The following is a 13,100-nucleotide window of genomic DNA, read 5'->3' on the forward strand; positions in this document are numbered from 1 at the left end:
GGGAGGGGGACCGCGACCGCTTGCGGTCGGGGTGGTGAGGTATCTTTCTTTTTTTTCTGAGCCCTACCTGCCCTTCCCTCGCAGCCGTCGCGTCAGATCATCCAGAACCGGCCCGATCCCCACCGCCGCCAGCAGCGCCGAGAACGGCAGAACACTGACAAAGCCAAAGCGGCTGAAGCTATAGGCTCCTATAAATCCCCCCAGCAAAAACGCCAGCAACAGGCCCGCTAAGACGCTCGCCTTGCGGCTGTCCCACAGAGTCTGCGTGCCCACTGTCCGGCTAAACAAAAACCGTCCGACCTCGATCCCCAGATCGGTAATAACGCCGGTCATGTGCGTGGTACGGATAACCGCATGCGATGCCTTGGTGATCAGGCTGTTCTGCAAGCCCATGATATAACACAGCAAAGCAATCGTGGTTTCCGTCGCCAGATAGATGTCAAACACCAGATTGGCCGCCAGAAGCCCAAACAGCAGCAGCAAAAACGCTTCAAGCAGTATGGCCAGCGCAAATTCCGAATGCAGCCGCTTAAACCGCGCCCAGTTGATCAGCAGACTTGAAGTTACCGCGCCGCAGAAAAAGCTGAAAACATAGATGAATACCGCCACCGCAAAGCCAAACTGGCCTAGCACCACATGATCAGCCAGCCCGGAAACAAACCCGCTCATATGCGACGTATAGGCCCCGACCGCCAGAAAACCTCCGGCATTGATTGCCCCGGCAACAAAGGCGAGAACAAACCCCAACCGCCGGTCACCGGCCTCCGTGCGCCGCCTGCCGCTTAGGTGTCTGCTGTAATTCCGGTTTAAACGTCTGGCCATCACACTCCCCGACCACGTGACCATAGGCCCCGGAGGCCCGCTTCTGCAAGCTTCCCTGCTGGCATTCCGCCGCTGACAGGCCTATATGGCATCCATGCTCTCAGATGATGAACTCGACCGTTACGCCCGTCATATCGTGCTGAAAGAAATCGGCGGCGCGGGCCAGATGCGCCTCAAGGCCGCGAAGGTGTTGCTGATCGGCGCAGGCGGCATAGGCGCCCCTGCGTCACTTTATCTCGCTGCTGCCGGTGTCGGGACGCTCGGCCTGATTGATGATGACACAGTATCCCTTTCCAACCTGCAACGTCAGGTGATCTTCAGAACAGACGACATCGATACCCCAAAGGTCGAAGCCGCCGCCACCCACCTTAAGGCGCTCAATCCGCACACGGCTGTCATTACGCACAACCTGCGCCTGACCGAATCCAATGCCGCCGACCTTATCGCCCCCTATGACATTGTGCTCGACGGCAGCGACACCTTCCACACCCGCCATCTGGTCAACAAGACCTGCATAAGGCTGAATAAGGCACTGGTTTCCGCGGCCCTTGGCCGCTTCAATGGTCAGGTCAGCGTCTTCACCGGCAAACCCTGCTATCAGTGTCTGGTGCCCGACATTCCACCTGATGCCGAAACCTGTGAGCGCATGGGCGTGGTCGGGGCGATAGCTGGCATTATCGGCACGATGGGCGCACTTGAGGTCATCAAGCTAATCACCGGCGCCGGTGAGCCGCTTACGGGTAAACTGCTGATCTTCGATGGCCTGACCATGCAGTCACGTACCGTATCCTTACCCGCCGAACCTGATTGTCCGGTCTGTGGCGCTTAAATCTTTTTGGCCTCAGATACTGGAAATTCCGTTCGCCCCACCTATCTAACAACCATAGGCCGGAACTATCTTCCCCCCCCTCAGGGTTCCGGCTTTGCGACGCTTAAGGCCTCCCCCCCTCCGGCCTTAAGCGTCTTTTATATACGGAGCCATCCTTGGCTGATCCCATAAGCCTCCGCCCCCTTGAGATCACTGACCTGCCCCGCGTGCAAAATCTGGCGCATGATATCTGGCCGGAATGTTACAAGGGTATTCTGGATGACGCGCAGATCCCCGCGATGGTCAAAAGCCTCTACGCCCTGCCCGCCCTGCACCATGAAATAGCCGTCGAAGGACACCGCTACTGGATCGCAGAGACCAGAGATCGTGATCTGGGTTTCGCCTCAGCGTTTCAGGAAGGTGATAGCGTATGGATCAAGAAGCTCTATCTTCGGGCGAAAACGCGTGGACAGGGCCTTGGCAAACGCCTGATAACCCTGATATCAGACGCCTTTCCCGACACCACCCGCCTGAACCTCTATGTCAATGACGGCAATGCACCGGCCATTGCCTTCTACCGGTCTCAGGGCTTTGAGATTATCGACACGCTTGCCGTTCAGATGGGCCCTTACCCCTTCACTGACCACATTATGTCGCGCCCCATTCCCGTTGAAAATTGACCTAAAAATTAGACGTTTATAGCCACCGCATTTTATGGCTATATTCGATTCATGAGCTCAACGCCCCGCCTGCGCATCATCGATAAGGACGAACTGGCCATAGTCCGCGAACTGGCCATGATCATCTGGCCGCGACTGTATCGCAACGTCGTGTCACCGGTTCAGATGGACGCCATCATCAGCGCCCTGTTCGACCTGGATACCCTCGAAGACGACATGGACGAACGCGGCCATATCTACTGGCTGGCCAGCGCTGGCAGCACGCCTGCGGGCTTTTTGTCGGCGGCCCTGACCGGCGACCGCATCGACATTCACAAGATCTATGTCCGTGAAGATTTTCGCGGTACAGGCCTAGGCAAGGCCCTGATGCAGGCCCCGCTTGATCATTTCCCTGAGGCCCGCAGCCTGTCCCTGATTGTTCCGGTTGACCATGATCAGGGCGCAGGCTTTGCCCGTCACTCCGGCTTTGAATTTGTCCGCGAAGACCCCGTCAGCATCGCGGGCTACGACCTGACCAACCACGTGATGCACAAAGCCCTGACCTGACGCATGACCGTAATCGCCGCCTATCTTTACCGTAACGGTCAGAAAATTCGACCCATTGAGGTTGGCGAAAAGGTTGATTGCGCCGCCGATAAGTCCGAATTTGTCTGGATCGGACTGGCTGATCCGACCTTAGAGGAAATGCGCATCCTCAAGGATACCTATGGCCTTCACCCTCTGGCGGTCGAAGATGCCTTCAAGGCCAACCAGCTCCCCAAGGTCGACATCTACGGCGATCAGTTGTTTGTTGTCGCGCGTACGGCGCACCTTGATGACGGGGCCATTAAATACGGCGAAACGGCGCTGTTTGTCGGCAAAAGCCACATCATCAGCGTCCGCAGCGGCTCGGCCCGCTCCCACAGCACATTGCGCACCGAACTCGAAAACGTCCCGACCCTTTTATCGCATGGCGTTGATTATGTTCTGCACGCCATTCTCGATTTCATCGTTGACGGCTACCTGCCGGTCATCGAAGCCATCGAAGATGAAGTGCTGGGCATGGAGCAGCACACGGTCGACAGCTTCCTTGGACGGGCTGAAATCACCCGCATCTTCTTCCTCCGGCGCGAACTGATCCGCTTTCAGCGCATCCTTGTGCCTATGAGCGAGGTGGCCGGTAAGCTGACCCGCACTGACCTGCCGTGCATCGACCCCGAGGCCCGCCCCTATTTCAACGATGTGCTTGACCATGTGCGGCGCGTCCTGACCATGGTCGATGACCTGCGGCAGGTGTTAAGCAGCGTCTTTGAATTCAGCAATTTGCTTGAGCAGCAGCGCACCGGTGCCATTACCCGCCAACTGGCGGCCTGGGCAGCGATTCTCGCCGTGCCGACCGCCATAGCCGGTATCTACGGCATGAACTTCGAATTCATGCCCGAACTCACTACCCGCTATGGCTATTTCGTGGTGCTGGGCGTCATTGTGGTCATCTGCGCCCTGCTCTATGCGCGTTTCCGCCGCATGAAGTGGCTTTAAAAAACATCCTCCCCTGTTTACGGGGGAGGTGTCGCAGCGCAGTCTGCGACGGAGGGGGCATTCCCCTTAAACGCCCGCGTTCACCTTCGCCGCATGATCTTCCACAAGCCCGACAATATGCTCGATCATATCGTCATTCTTAAGCTTGTGATCGGGCTTTCCCGCCAGATAAACCATACCCGCCCCGGCCCCACCGCCGGTAAAGCCGACATCCGTATAGAGCGCCTCACCCGGCCCGTTAACGACACAGCCGATAATCGACAGGCTCATGGGCGTGGCAATATGCGCCAGACGTTCCTCAAGCTTCGCTACGGTTTCAATGACATTGAAGCCCTGACGCGCACAGGACGGACAGGCGATGATATTGACGCCACGATGGCGCAACCCCAGCGACTTAAGGATATCAAACCCGACCTTGATCTCCTCGACCGGATCAGCCGCCAGGGACACACGGATCGTGTCACCGATACCGGCCCACAACAGGTTCCCCAGCCCGATGGCCGATTTAATCGTGCCCGTCCTCAAAGGTCCCGCTTCGGTCACCCCGATATGCAGCGGACAGTCAATGGCTTCGGCCAGCGCCTGATAAGCCGCAACCGTCAGAAAGACATCCGACGCCTTGACCGAAATCTTGAACTCGTGGAAATCGTGGTCACGCAATATATTGGCGTGGAACAGGGCGCTATCGACCATAGCGTCCGGACACGGCTCGCCATACTTTTCCAGCAACTCTTTCTCAAGCGATCCGGCATTGACCCCGATGCGCATCGAACAGCCATAGTCCTTGGCCGCCTGTACGACATCGCGCACCCGATCCGCAGACCCGATATTGCCCGGATTGATCCTCAGACACGCCGCACCGGCCTCAGCCGCCTCAATGCCGCGCTTATAATGGAAATGGATGTCGGCAACGATCGGCACCGACACCTGCTTGACGATAGACTTCAACGCCTGAGTCGATTCGACATCCGGACACGACACCCGCACAATATCAGCACCGGCCTCCTCAAGCGCATGTATCTGACGCACGGTTGCGTCCACATCATGGGTCTTGGTGTTGGTCATCGACTGCACCGTAATCGGCGCATCGCCCCCGACCTCGACCTTGCCGACACGAATCTTCCGGCTCTTGCGGCGGTCAATCATGCGCCAGGGCCGGACGTGGGTGTGATCAGCGTGTGACATGATGCTACTCGAAGTCTTTCTAAATTCGCCTCCCTGCTTTTGGCGGGGTGGTGGGGTATCCGGCTTAGGCATATAGCAAACCAACGCCTGCTATTTAGGACGTTACGTTGCGTTTCGCCATACGATAATCGGACTTTATTCGTTCACTTCCAGAGGGGCCGCCACAGACGGCTGATAAGGTATCGGCCCCGAAGGCAGCCCATCGGTTGACACGCTTGGCCGCGACGGGGCCGCCACCTGAACTGGTGCCTCCCCCTCAGGATGGGTATCCATAAGCCGCGCCGTCGCAGCCGCACGGGCATTGATCTTGCTGATCGGGGTCGTATTGCCCTCAAGCTCACCGGCATATTCGCCATCAAAAAACACATCCAGCGCGCGGTGATCGGACACGTCGATCAGCATCGGCACCGAGGTGAGTTGCGGCACGCGATAGGCCTCACCCGCCCCCATCTGACGGGCAAAATAGACCAGTCCGTCCTGCCCCCGTACCACCAGATTAACGCTTTTCTGGGCCTGAATGATGACCGAAGACTCGCTCGGTTGCGCCCCATAGACCGCCCCGCGCGGGTTGAACGCCTTACGCCGCTGCGGTGCGACCACCGGCGCTTCCCCAAGCGCCGCCTGACGTTCGGCGGCAATGGCGGCAAAACCTTCCTCAAGTCCGGCCGTATAATAGGGCACAGGCATGTCCTGATCCTTGGGCGCAGGCAGAGGCGCACCGACCCTGATCACACCATCGGCAACCATCGGCACGCCTGCGGCCCAGACCTCAGGCGCACTGGCGACCGGATTGCCATCGTCATCAACATGCTGCGGCTGACGCTGAAACAGGTTCCAGGCGACAATGGCCCCGACTAGCACAGCCACAACGGCAATAATATAGTGATATTTCGGCTTAAGGTCTTCGATCGCCGCCCCGATAGGCGCCCTGAGGCTGGTCTGCTGGGCATCAGCGGTCTGGCGCTTGAAAACGTCCGCCAGTGTTTCTTCATCAAGCCGCAAGGCCCGCGCATAGGCCCGCACATACCCAATCGCAAATGAACGCGACGGCAAACGGTCATACTGGCCATGCTCAATGGCCTCAAGATAGGTGCGCCGGACACGGGTAATATCAGCCACCTGATCAAGATCATAGCCGATGGCCAGACGCGTTGACCTGAGAATTTCGCCCAAGGCCCGCGGATCGGCCTCAACGGCTTCGGGCGCAAGCTGTCGCGCACCGGTTCCGTGGAACAGGCCCGTATAGGGTTCATCCTCTATAACTGTGATACTGTCGTCCGTATTCATGCTGTCCGCATTTCGCCGCTGCGCCAGACCAAACCACATAGGCCTGAGCGAATCAATTCGTATTCTATCAAACCCCACTATGCAAAGGGCCGACAACCAACGCTCAGGCAATGAGCCCTCGGCTGAGTGAATTTATAACGGGCTAATAAGCTCCACAGTCGGCTCAAGTTCGCTGAAGACATGCTCCAACACTTCGCGACTTTCGTTCATGAGAGCCAAATACCCCAGACTATACTCATAGTAGATATTTAATTCGATTTCCCTGACACGAATAATACCTTCAATGAAGTCCTCGCCGTCTTCGAATGGCGGCAATTTCAGCTCTGCCATATCGCCTTTTCTCAACACATTGACGATTTCGGTCAAAATAGCCCTAAACGGTATCGAATAGTCGCACGCTTCCCCTGCCCACAAAGTGAGTTGCCAGCCACCAAACTGGGCGGCTTCGATTTCCATTTTAGAATGAATTTTGATCACGCTGTAATTATTTCATCTTTCCATTTCCATGGGAACCTGTTTCCCCATTTATGGGGACGACATGAAACTCACTTTTGAAAATATGGTTTGCGGGTCTGCCAGCAGTCAAAGCTTCTAACAATCCTCTGTGGTCATTCATCAAGCCTGTCACGCTTTCATAACATGAGGATAGTAGGCGATATCCCAGTCATCCGGCCTGAATAAGACCTTGCCGTTCTCAAACACCTTGTCTCCCTCATTATAAGGCCTTACGGATAAAGGGATATCTGTACAATCAGCTATATCGGGATCATCAAAATGATCCAGATGGAAATGATCCCATTCTCGATCAAGGCGTTGTAATTCCAGAACCATTTGATCTCGTCCGGCTTCGTTCAGCAATATCTCAAAACTGCCGTCCTCACGCACACATATTGTAATTCTTGGCTTCATGAGCGCCCCCTGCCTGTATTGCGATCATAGTGCCGCAAACATTCCGTCAATACGACAACTGCTTGAACTTTACCTCGGAAAACCATTTCACACTTTTCCGAACAGGCGTTAAAAGCATCGGAACCGAGTTATTAAAAGCAGGAATAAATCCGTATGCCCGCAGCGTTCGACGACCTCTGGATTGGTCAGGTGGCCTCAATAGGCGCTGGCGTCGTGTCACAGGAAGACCTTGAGAAATTCTGCCTGACCTACGCGCCGTCATGGGACCGCTGCGAAGGTTTGCCGGATGCCCTGATTTTCACTCTATGGTCACGTCTTGAGCAGGAAGCCGCCGCCACATGGCCACAAACCAAGCGTCTGGCGGTTGATGCCTTGCGCTGGTCGCGCAACCCGCCTGCCGGTGAATTGCTCCGCGGTCGCCTGACCATTATGGGTAAGGATGCGGTCGGTGACACCAAGGGCGTGGTCATCGCTCAGCACGATCTTCTGGACGAAGCCGGACGGCTGGTTTTCTCCTGCCTGACTCGTTCAGTCTTCCAGCGCAATCCGATGCCAAAGGATTGACCCCCTCATTCTCCATCCTCCCCTGCAAAGCGGGGGAGGTGCCGAGCGAAGTCGAGGCGGAGGGGGCATCTTATCTGTGACGCGGGTGGAAACCGTCCTAAAACCCCCTGCAAAACAGGGCATTTTACGCCGCTTTTTGTCCGTATTTTGCCTTATTTCAGTGTATTTTAACGCCCGCCCACCCAAGGTGGGCTACTGAACTCTGTATTTTGCCCCTAAATCGACTGAACCTCACCTATGAAGCTGGATCTGACCGAAGCCTGTAAATGGATTTTGCGCGCCCTTATTGTGGCGACCCCTGCGGCCCTGTTTTCGCTGTTTTTCCACATCGAAATCCTCGATCCAACCCGCATCGGCTGGCTGCTGGATGAAGACTGGGGGCAGCACGTTCTGGGCTGGCATGCCTTCCGTAACGTGCCCTGGGCATGGCCCTTCAACTATCAGGACTTGCTGGCGCACCCGACCGGCATCTCGATTATCTATACGGACTCCAATCCGCTTTTTTCCTTCTTCTTCAAAGTCTTCAAAGACATCCTTCCGGACAATTTCCAGTTCATCGGCCCGTGGTTCGGCCTGTGTGTCGTCCTGCAGTTTTTCTTTGCGTGGAAACTGGTCAGGCCCCATGCGCCTAACGGCTGGGCAGCCCTTGCCGGTGCCATTATCCTCTGCCTTCTCCCCGCCATGTACCACCGCATGCGTCACGACACATTGGTGGCCCACTTCTTCATCCTGTGGACCCTGTGGATTTTCTTCAATGTCAGGGACGAGAAGCACAAAAACTACTGGTACGCCGCGGCTTTGGGCACGGTCGGCTTCATCCATCCGTACCTGATGTTCATCATGGCCGCGATCTGGGGCGGCGATGTTCTGCGTAAATTTATCCCCGCCGCCAAAGCGCTGGACCGTAAGGCCATGTTGCTGATCGTGCGTGACTGCGCCCTGATTATCCTCGCCCCTATCATCACCCTTGGCCTGTCAGGCGCCTATTCGGGCAATAGCGCAGGCTCTGCCGGATACGGCTATTATTCGATGGGACTCGATTCACCGATCAATCCGGTACATCCCGATTTCTCTTTCTTTATCAAAGCCCATCCGCAGGATATGGGACAGGCGTTCGAAGGCTTCCAGTATATGGGACTGGGCATTCTCGGCCTGCTGCTTGGAGCCTTACTCCTCTATCAGATCACCTTCTCGGCCCGTCAGGCACGCCCGTTTATCGAAAGCGCCAAACCGCTGATTATCCCCTATGTCGTTCTGCTGATCGTCGCGGTATCTCACCACATTCAGTTCTATGACATCACGCTTCTGCGCATTCCTTTGCCGGAAAAAGTGCTGGATATTCTGGCGGTTCTGCGCGCCTCAGGCCGTTTCTTCTGGCCGATTGCCTATACACTGATCCTTATTGCGCTTGTGGTCGTCTACAAAAGTCGTCCCCGCATGATGAAGATCGCGCTCCCTGCCATCATCATCATTCAGTTGATCGATCTTCAGGGCTTTATCCCCGCCATGCGCGTGCAAACCGAACTGGCCAGATCAACCGTTATCTATGACCAGACCCCCTCACCGGTCTGGGATGACCTGATTACCGGCGCCAAAGGCGTCAACTTCTATCCGCCACAGGTGCATCTGAACGACAAGCTGTTCTACGAAGTCACCTGGCGCTCTGTGTCACAGCAAAAGCCCGTAAACACCATGTATGCGGCGCGGGGCAACATTGATCAGGCACGCATCGAAGCCAAGGGCCGTGAAACCTATCTTGAAGGTGAAATCGATGATGAGCGCCTGTATGTCTTTTTGAATCAATGCCTTGCGCCTGAAAACCTGCAACCCCTGATGCGTGAGGTGGACGGTGTCTGGATCATACCACCGGCCTCAAAACGCCACCTCGACCTGCCGCACCCCGAATGGAAACCGATCCGCGCCCGTATGGGTTTCGGCTTCCTGAATCAGGGCTCCTGCCTGCTCGACAAGAACTGGTCGGCCCCCGAAGCCGACGGTTCATGGACGCTGGGCGAACGCTCGCAAATGGTTATTCCTATTCAGGATGTGCAGTTCACAAATGACGTGCGGCCTGAAAAGCCGTCTTTACGCATCTGGGCCAAGAGCTTCTACAAACCGCGTAAGGTCGATGTGCTGATCAACGGCAAAAAAGTCGACACGATGAACCTGCAAAAGATCATGACCTATCAGGACATTGCCATTCCGGCCTCGGTTTTCCATCGCCACACCATGACGGTAGCCTTTATAGTGCATGAGCCCGTCTCGCTGAAATCCCTTGGGGCCTCAATGGATGATGACCGGCCACTGGGCATGAAGCTGTTCCGCATGACCATCGAAGACGCCGCCGTGCGCGAACGCGAAGCCGCCAAGGCCGCCGCCAAAGCCGCCGAACGGGCCAATCCGCCGCCCCTCATCAGCGCCATCCCGCAAAATGGCGACCAGCTCAAGATCGCCGTCGAAGGGCCTTAAAAACGCCTGCGCTTTCTTTTTATGTCATAATGGTCTATAGAGCCGCCCCCGGAGAAATCCGGGGGCTGACTTATCCCCCTGACTAATTAGAACGGGGGCGGGCTTATGGCTTGCAAGTCAGTTCTTCCGCCACTATGTTTTCAATCGGTTGCAGGCGCCCTCAACCGAAGTTGCTTTATTTGTCTTCCACTCAGGGCGTAATTTAAGAAAATTAATCGCACATGGAAAAAGTGCCGATGACCGGCGCGGGCTATCAGGCCCTCGACGATGATCTTAAACGTTTGAAGTCCGTGGAACGTCCTGCCGTGATCGCTGCGATCGCTGAAGCCCGTTCGCATGGCGACCTATCGGAAAATGCCGAATACCATGCCGCCAAGGAGCGTCAGGGATGGATCGAAGGTCAGATCGCCGATATCGAAGATAAGATCAGCCGTGCTCAGGTGATCGACGTTTCCAAACTCTCCGGCAATCAGGTGAAGTTTGGCGCGACCGTTACGGTCGTCGACGAAGATACCGAAGAAGAAGGCCGCTATCAGGTGGTCGGTGAGCACGAGGCCGATGTGAAATCTGGCCGCATTTCGCTGTCTTCTCCCCTGTCCCGCGCCATGATTGGTAAGGAAGTCGGCGATGTCGTTGAGGTGATTACCCCCGGCGGCGTCAAGGCCTATGAAATCCTGAAAGTCGAGTGGATCTGATCAATAGCGGGGCGGCGTAAAAGAGGTTAAGCCTGTGATTATTGCCCCCCCTGTTACGGCAGACTCGCTTATTATTCCGCCCGTCAGACAGCTTACTGTCTGGGCGGTTTCGGACGGGCGCGCCGGTATCCACAATCAGGTATTGGGTCTTGCTGAAGCCATAGCATCTCAGGTTCCCGCCCAGATCATTGTGCGTCATATCCGCTATCGCCGGATGTTTGACGCACTTCCGACCGCCCTCAAGTTGTGGCCAGACCGAATGCTTAAGCGCGATTCGGATATTATCGGCCCGCCCTTCCCCGATATCTGGATTGCCGCCGGACGCGCGACCTTGCCCCACAGCCTGCGCCTGAAAAAGCGCTCAAAAGATCAAACCTTTGTGGTGCAGTTACAAAACCCGCGTACGGCACTTGCGCCCTATGATCTGGTGATCGCCCCCCAGCATGATCAGGTCAGCGGCGACAATGTCCTGTCCCTTCAGGGGGCCACCCATCGGGTTAGCCTGACGCGCCTTAAGTCCGAATATGCCGCCTTTACCGATCAGATCGAAGCGCTGGGTGGCCCCTATGTAACTGTACTGATTGGCGGCAAATCGAAAACCCGTACCATCAGCCCCGAACGAGCCGAAACTTTGGCGCGACAGATAAAAACCGCTGTCAAACGCCAAAACGCCACCCTGCTTCTGAGTGTCTCACGCCGCACACCTGAGGCCGCACGCCTTATCCTTATGGACGCCCTGAAAGACCATAAGGGCATTATCTATGACGGCGAAGGCCCTAACCCCTATTTCGCCTTCCTTCAGGCCGCAGACCACATTCTGGTGACCGACGATTCGGTCAATATGGCCACCGAGGCGGCAGCCACAGGCAAACCCGTCCATATACTCGAAACCGACCGCCGTGGCGCAGGGCAGAAGTTTGACCTGTTTCACAAGGGCTTGCAGGATTACGGGGCCGCACGGCCCTTTTCCGGCGAATTGCGCCACTGGAACTATCAGCCGCTGGATGAAACCACACGCGCGGCGACCGAAGTCCTGAAGCGGTTTAATGAAAAATATCCTGACCGCCTGAGCAAGTGACCTGAGGGGGGTGACAAGCGGGTTCGGCCTCATTATCTAAAGGGCCTGTCTTTCAAACCTGAGAATCGGCTGTCCCCATGACCACTCCCCGCCCCCTTCGTTGCGCCATTATCGGTTCCGGCCCCGCAGGCTGGACAGCGGCCATCTACGCGGCGCGGGGTTTGCTAAATCCGGTCGTTTTCACCGGCCCGCAAACTGGCGGCCAGCTGACCATCACCACCGATGTTGAAAACTACCCCGGTTTTGCCGACGTCATTCAAGGGCCCTGGCTGATGGAGCAGATGCAGGCACAGGCCGAGCATGTCGGTGCCGAAATCATCCATGATATTGTCGTCAAGGCCGACCTGACGCGCCGCCCGTTCCTGCTGGAAACCGATGGCGGTCAGCAGTTTCTGGCCGAAACCGTGATCATCTCGACCGGCGCTCAGGCGAAGTGGCTGGGTCTTGAGTCGGAAAAGACCTTTCAGGGCTTCGGCGTCTCGGCATGCGCCACCTGCGATGGCTTCTTCTATCGCAACAAAGCCGTGGCCGTGGTGGGTGGCGGCAATACCGCTGTCGAAGAAGCCCTGTTCCTCACCAAGTTCGCCTCAAAGGTCTATCTGATCCACCGCCGCGATTCGGTGCGTTCTGAGAAAATCCTTGCCGAACGTATGCTGGCCGAACCGAAAATCGTGCCGGTGTGGAACTCGGCCATTGATGAGATCATCGGCGAAACCGATCCGCTCGGGGTCACCGGTGTTCGTCTGAAAAACGTCAATACCGGCGAACTCAGCACCCTTGATGTCGATGGCGTGTTCGTGGCTATTGGCCATGCACCGGCCTCGCAGCTGTTTGCCGGTCAGCTTGAGTTCAACACAGGCGGTTACATCAAGGTTGAAGCCGGCACCCCCAAAACCGCCATCAAGGGCGTATTTGCCGCCGGTGACGTGACCGATGACGTCTATCGTCAGGCGGTAACCGCCGCAGGCATGGGCTGTCAGGCGGCCCTTGAGGCGGTTCGCCTTCTGGCTGAAGAAGACCACCACGCTCAGGATCAGAAAATCGGCGCCTACTAAGGTGACACATAAAAGCGAAGCTTCCCTGAC

The 13,100-nt window shown here is 56.5% G+C and carries 14 protein-coding genes; 9 read left to right on the forward strand and 5 right to left on the reverse strand.

Features of this window, described 5'->3' with window-relative positions:
- Positions 1 to 63: 63 nt before the first annotated feature.
- Positions 64 to 822 carry a YoaK family protein gene (locus tag E5201_RS08955; RefSeq protein WP_140985691.1) on the reverse strand — a complete coding sequence of 253 codons (759 nt, stop codon included), beginning with the start codon at positions 820 to 822 and terminating at the stop codon, positions 64 to 66.
- Positions 823 to 907: 85 nt separating this feature from the next.
- Between E5201_RS08955 and E5201_RS08960 the strand changes: the two genes are divergently transcribed.
- The 4 genes from E5201_RS08960 (at position 908) to E5201_RS08975 (ending at position 3,828) form a co-directional block, all read left to right on the forward strand.
- Positions 908 to 1,651: a HesA/MoeB/ThiF family protein gene (locus E5201_RS08960; RefSeq protein ID WP_140985692.1), complete on the forward strand. Its 744-nt coding sequence runs from the start codon at positions 908 to 910 to the stop codon at positions 1,649 to 1,651.
- Between the two features lie 155 nt (positions 1,652 to 1,806).
- A complete protein-coding gene (locus E5201_RS08965; RefSeq protein WP_246050512.1) occupies positions 1,807 to 2,310 on the forward strand; it encodes a GNAT family N-acetyltransferase in 504 nt (167 codons plus the stop codon).
- Between the two features lie 51 nt (positions 2,311 to 2,361).
- On the forward strand, positions 2,362 to 2,856 hold the full coding sequence (locus E5201_RS08970; RefSeq protein ID WP_140985693.1) for a GNAT family N-acetyltransferase: 495 nt from the start codon (positions 2,362 to 2,364) through the stop codon (positions 2,854 to 2,856).
- 3 nt (positions 2,857 to 2,859) lie between these two features.
- Positions 2,860 to 3,828, forward strand: coding sequence for a magnesium and cobalt transport protein CorA (locus E5201_RS08975; protein ID WP_140985694.1), 969 nt, complete (start codon positions 2,860 to 2,862; stop codon positions 3,826 to 3,828).
- Positions 3,829 to 3,894: 66 nt separating this feature from the next.
- On the opposite strand, the gene ispG is transcribed toward E5201_RS08975, so the two are convergent.
- The 4 genes from ispG to E5201_RS08995 all read right to left on the reverse strand — a co-directional run bounded on the left by ispG (position 3,895) and on the right by E5201_RS08995 (position 7,209).
- The gene (ispG, locus tag E5201_RS08980; RefSeq protein WP_140985695.1) at positions 3,895 to 5,013 is read right to left on the reverse strand and encodes a flavodoxin-dependent (E)-4-hydroxy-3-methylbut-2-enyl-diphosphate synthase; all 1,119 of its coding nucleotides are present in this window, start codon (positions 5,011 to 5,013) and stop codon (positions 3,895 to 3,897) included.
- 135 nt (positions 5,014 to 5,148) lie between these two features.
- Positions 5,149 to 6,300, reverse strand: a complete 1,152-nt coding sequence (locus tag E5201_RS08985; protein WP_181404578.1) for a helix-turn-helix domain-containing protein — start codon at positions 6,298 to 6,300, stop codon at positions 5,149 to 5,151.
- A 132-nt stretch (positions 6,301 to 6,432) separates the two neighbouring features.
- Positions 6,433 to 6,756 (reverse strand): hypothetical protein, encoded by a 324-nt coding sequence (locus E5201_RS08990; RefSeq protein WP_140985697.1) that lies wholly within the window; start codon positions 6,754 to 6,756, stop codon positions 6,433 to 6,435.
- 168 nt (positions 6,757 to 6,924) lie between these two features.
- On the reverse strand, positions 6,925 to 7,209 hold the full coding sequence (locus tag E5201_RS08995) for a hypothetical protein (protein ID WP_219993580.1): 285 nt from the start codon (positions 7,207 to 7,209) through the stop codon (positions 6,925 to 6,927).
- A gap of 153 nt (positions 7,210 to 7,362) precedes the next feature.
- On the opposite strand from E5201_RS08995, the gene E5201_RS09000 reads away from it, so the two are divergent.
- From E5201_RS09000 to trxB, 5 genes are all read left to right on the forward strand, one after another.
- The gene (locus E5201_RS09000) at positions 7,363 to 7,773 is read left to right on the forward strand and encodes an acyl dehydratase (RefSeq protein ID WP_140985698.1); all 411 of its coding nucleotides are present in this window, start codon (positions 7,363 to 7,365) and stop codon (positions 7,771 to 7,773) included.
- 237 nt (positions 7,774 to 8,010) lie between these two features.
- Entirely contained in the window at positions 8,011 to 10,242 is a 2,232-nt protein-coding gene (locus E5201_RS09005; protein ID WP_140985699.1) for a DUF6311 domain-containing protein, read from the forward strand.
- A gap of 221 nt (positions 10,243 to 10,463) precedes the next feature.
- Positions 10,464 to 10,937 (forward strand): transcription elongation factor GreA, encoded by a 474-nt coding sequence (greA, locus tag E5201_RS09010; protein WP_140985700.1) that lies wholly within the window; start codon positions 10,464 to 10,466, stop codon positions 10,935 to 10,937.
- A gap of 34 nt (positions 10,938 to 10,971) precedes the next feature.
- On the forward strand, positions 10,972 to 12,015 hold the full coding sequence (locus tag E5201_RS09015) for a mitochondrial fission ELM1 family protein (RefSeq protein ID WP_246050514.1): 1,044 nt from the start codon (positions 10,972 to 10,974) through the stop codon (positions 12,013 to 12,015).
- 77 nt (positions 12,016 to 12,092) lie between these two features.
- Complete coding sequence (gene trxB / locus E5201_RS09020; protein WP_140985701.1) at positions 12,093 to 13,070, forward strand: thioredoxin-disulfide reductase; 978 nt, start codon at positions 12,093 to 12,095, stop codon at positions 13,068 to 13,070.
- Positions 13,071 to 13,100 lie beyond the last annotated feature (30 nt).

Origin of the sequence: Asticcacaulis tiandongensis (assembly GCF_006475605.1) — a bacterium.
GTDB classification, from domain to species: Bacteria; Pseudomonadota; Alphaproteobacteria; order Caulobacterales; family Caulobacteraceae; genus Asticcacaulis; species Asticcacaulis tiandongensis.

Bases quoted from the DNA above. Each gene is read 5' to 3' on its own strand.
- E5201_RS08990 (WP_140985697.1), bottom strand. From the start codon at position 6,756: ATGGAAATCGAAGCCGCCCAGTTTGGTGGCTGGCAACTCACTTTGTGG.
- E5201_RS08985 (WP_181404578.1), bottom strand. From the start codon at position 6,300: ATGAATACGGACGACAGTATCACAGTTATAGAGGATGAACCCTATACG.
- E5201_RS09005 (WP_140985699.1), top strand. From the start codon at position 8,011: ATGAAGCTGGATCTGACCGAAGCCTGTAAATGGATTTTGCGCGCCCTT.
- E5201_RS08955 (WP_140985691.1), bottom strand. From the start codon at position 822: ATGGCCAGACGTTTAAACCGGAATTACAGCAGACACCTAAGCGGCAGG.
- greA (WP_140985700.1), top strand. From the start codon at position 10,464: ATGGAAAAAGTGCCGATGACCGGCGCGGGCTATCAGGCCCTCGACGAT.
- E5201_RS08975 (WP_140985694.1), top strand. From the start codon at position 2,860: ATGACCGTAATCGCCGCCTATCTTTACCGTAACGGTCAGAAAATTCGA.
- E5201_RS09000 (WP_140985698.1), top strand. From the start codon at position 7,363: ATGCCCGCAGCGTTCGACGACCTCTGGATTGGTCAGGTGGCCTCAATA.
- ispG (WP_140985695.1), bottom strand. From the start codon at position 5,013: ATGTCACACGCTGATCACACCCACGTCCGGCCCTGGCGCATGATTGAC.
- trxB (WP_140985701.1), top strand. From the start codon at position 12,093: ATGACCACTCCCCGCCCCCTTCGTTGCGCCATTATCGGTTCCGGCCCC.
- E5201_RS08995 (WP_219993580.1), bottom strand. From the start codon at position 7,209: ATGAAGCCAAGAATTACAATATGTGTGCGTGAGGACGGCAGTTTTGAG.
- E5201_RS08970 (WP_140985693.1), top strand. From the start codon at position 2,362: ATGAGCTCAACGCCCCGCCTGCGCATCATCGATAAGGACGAACTGGCC.
- E5201_RS08960 (WP_140985692.1), top strand. From the start codon at position 908: ATGGCATCCATGCTCTCAGATGATGAACTCGACCGTTACGCCCGTCAT.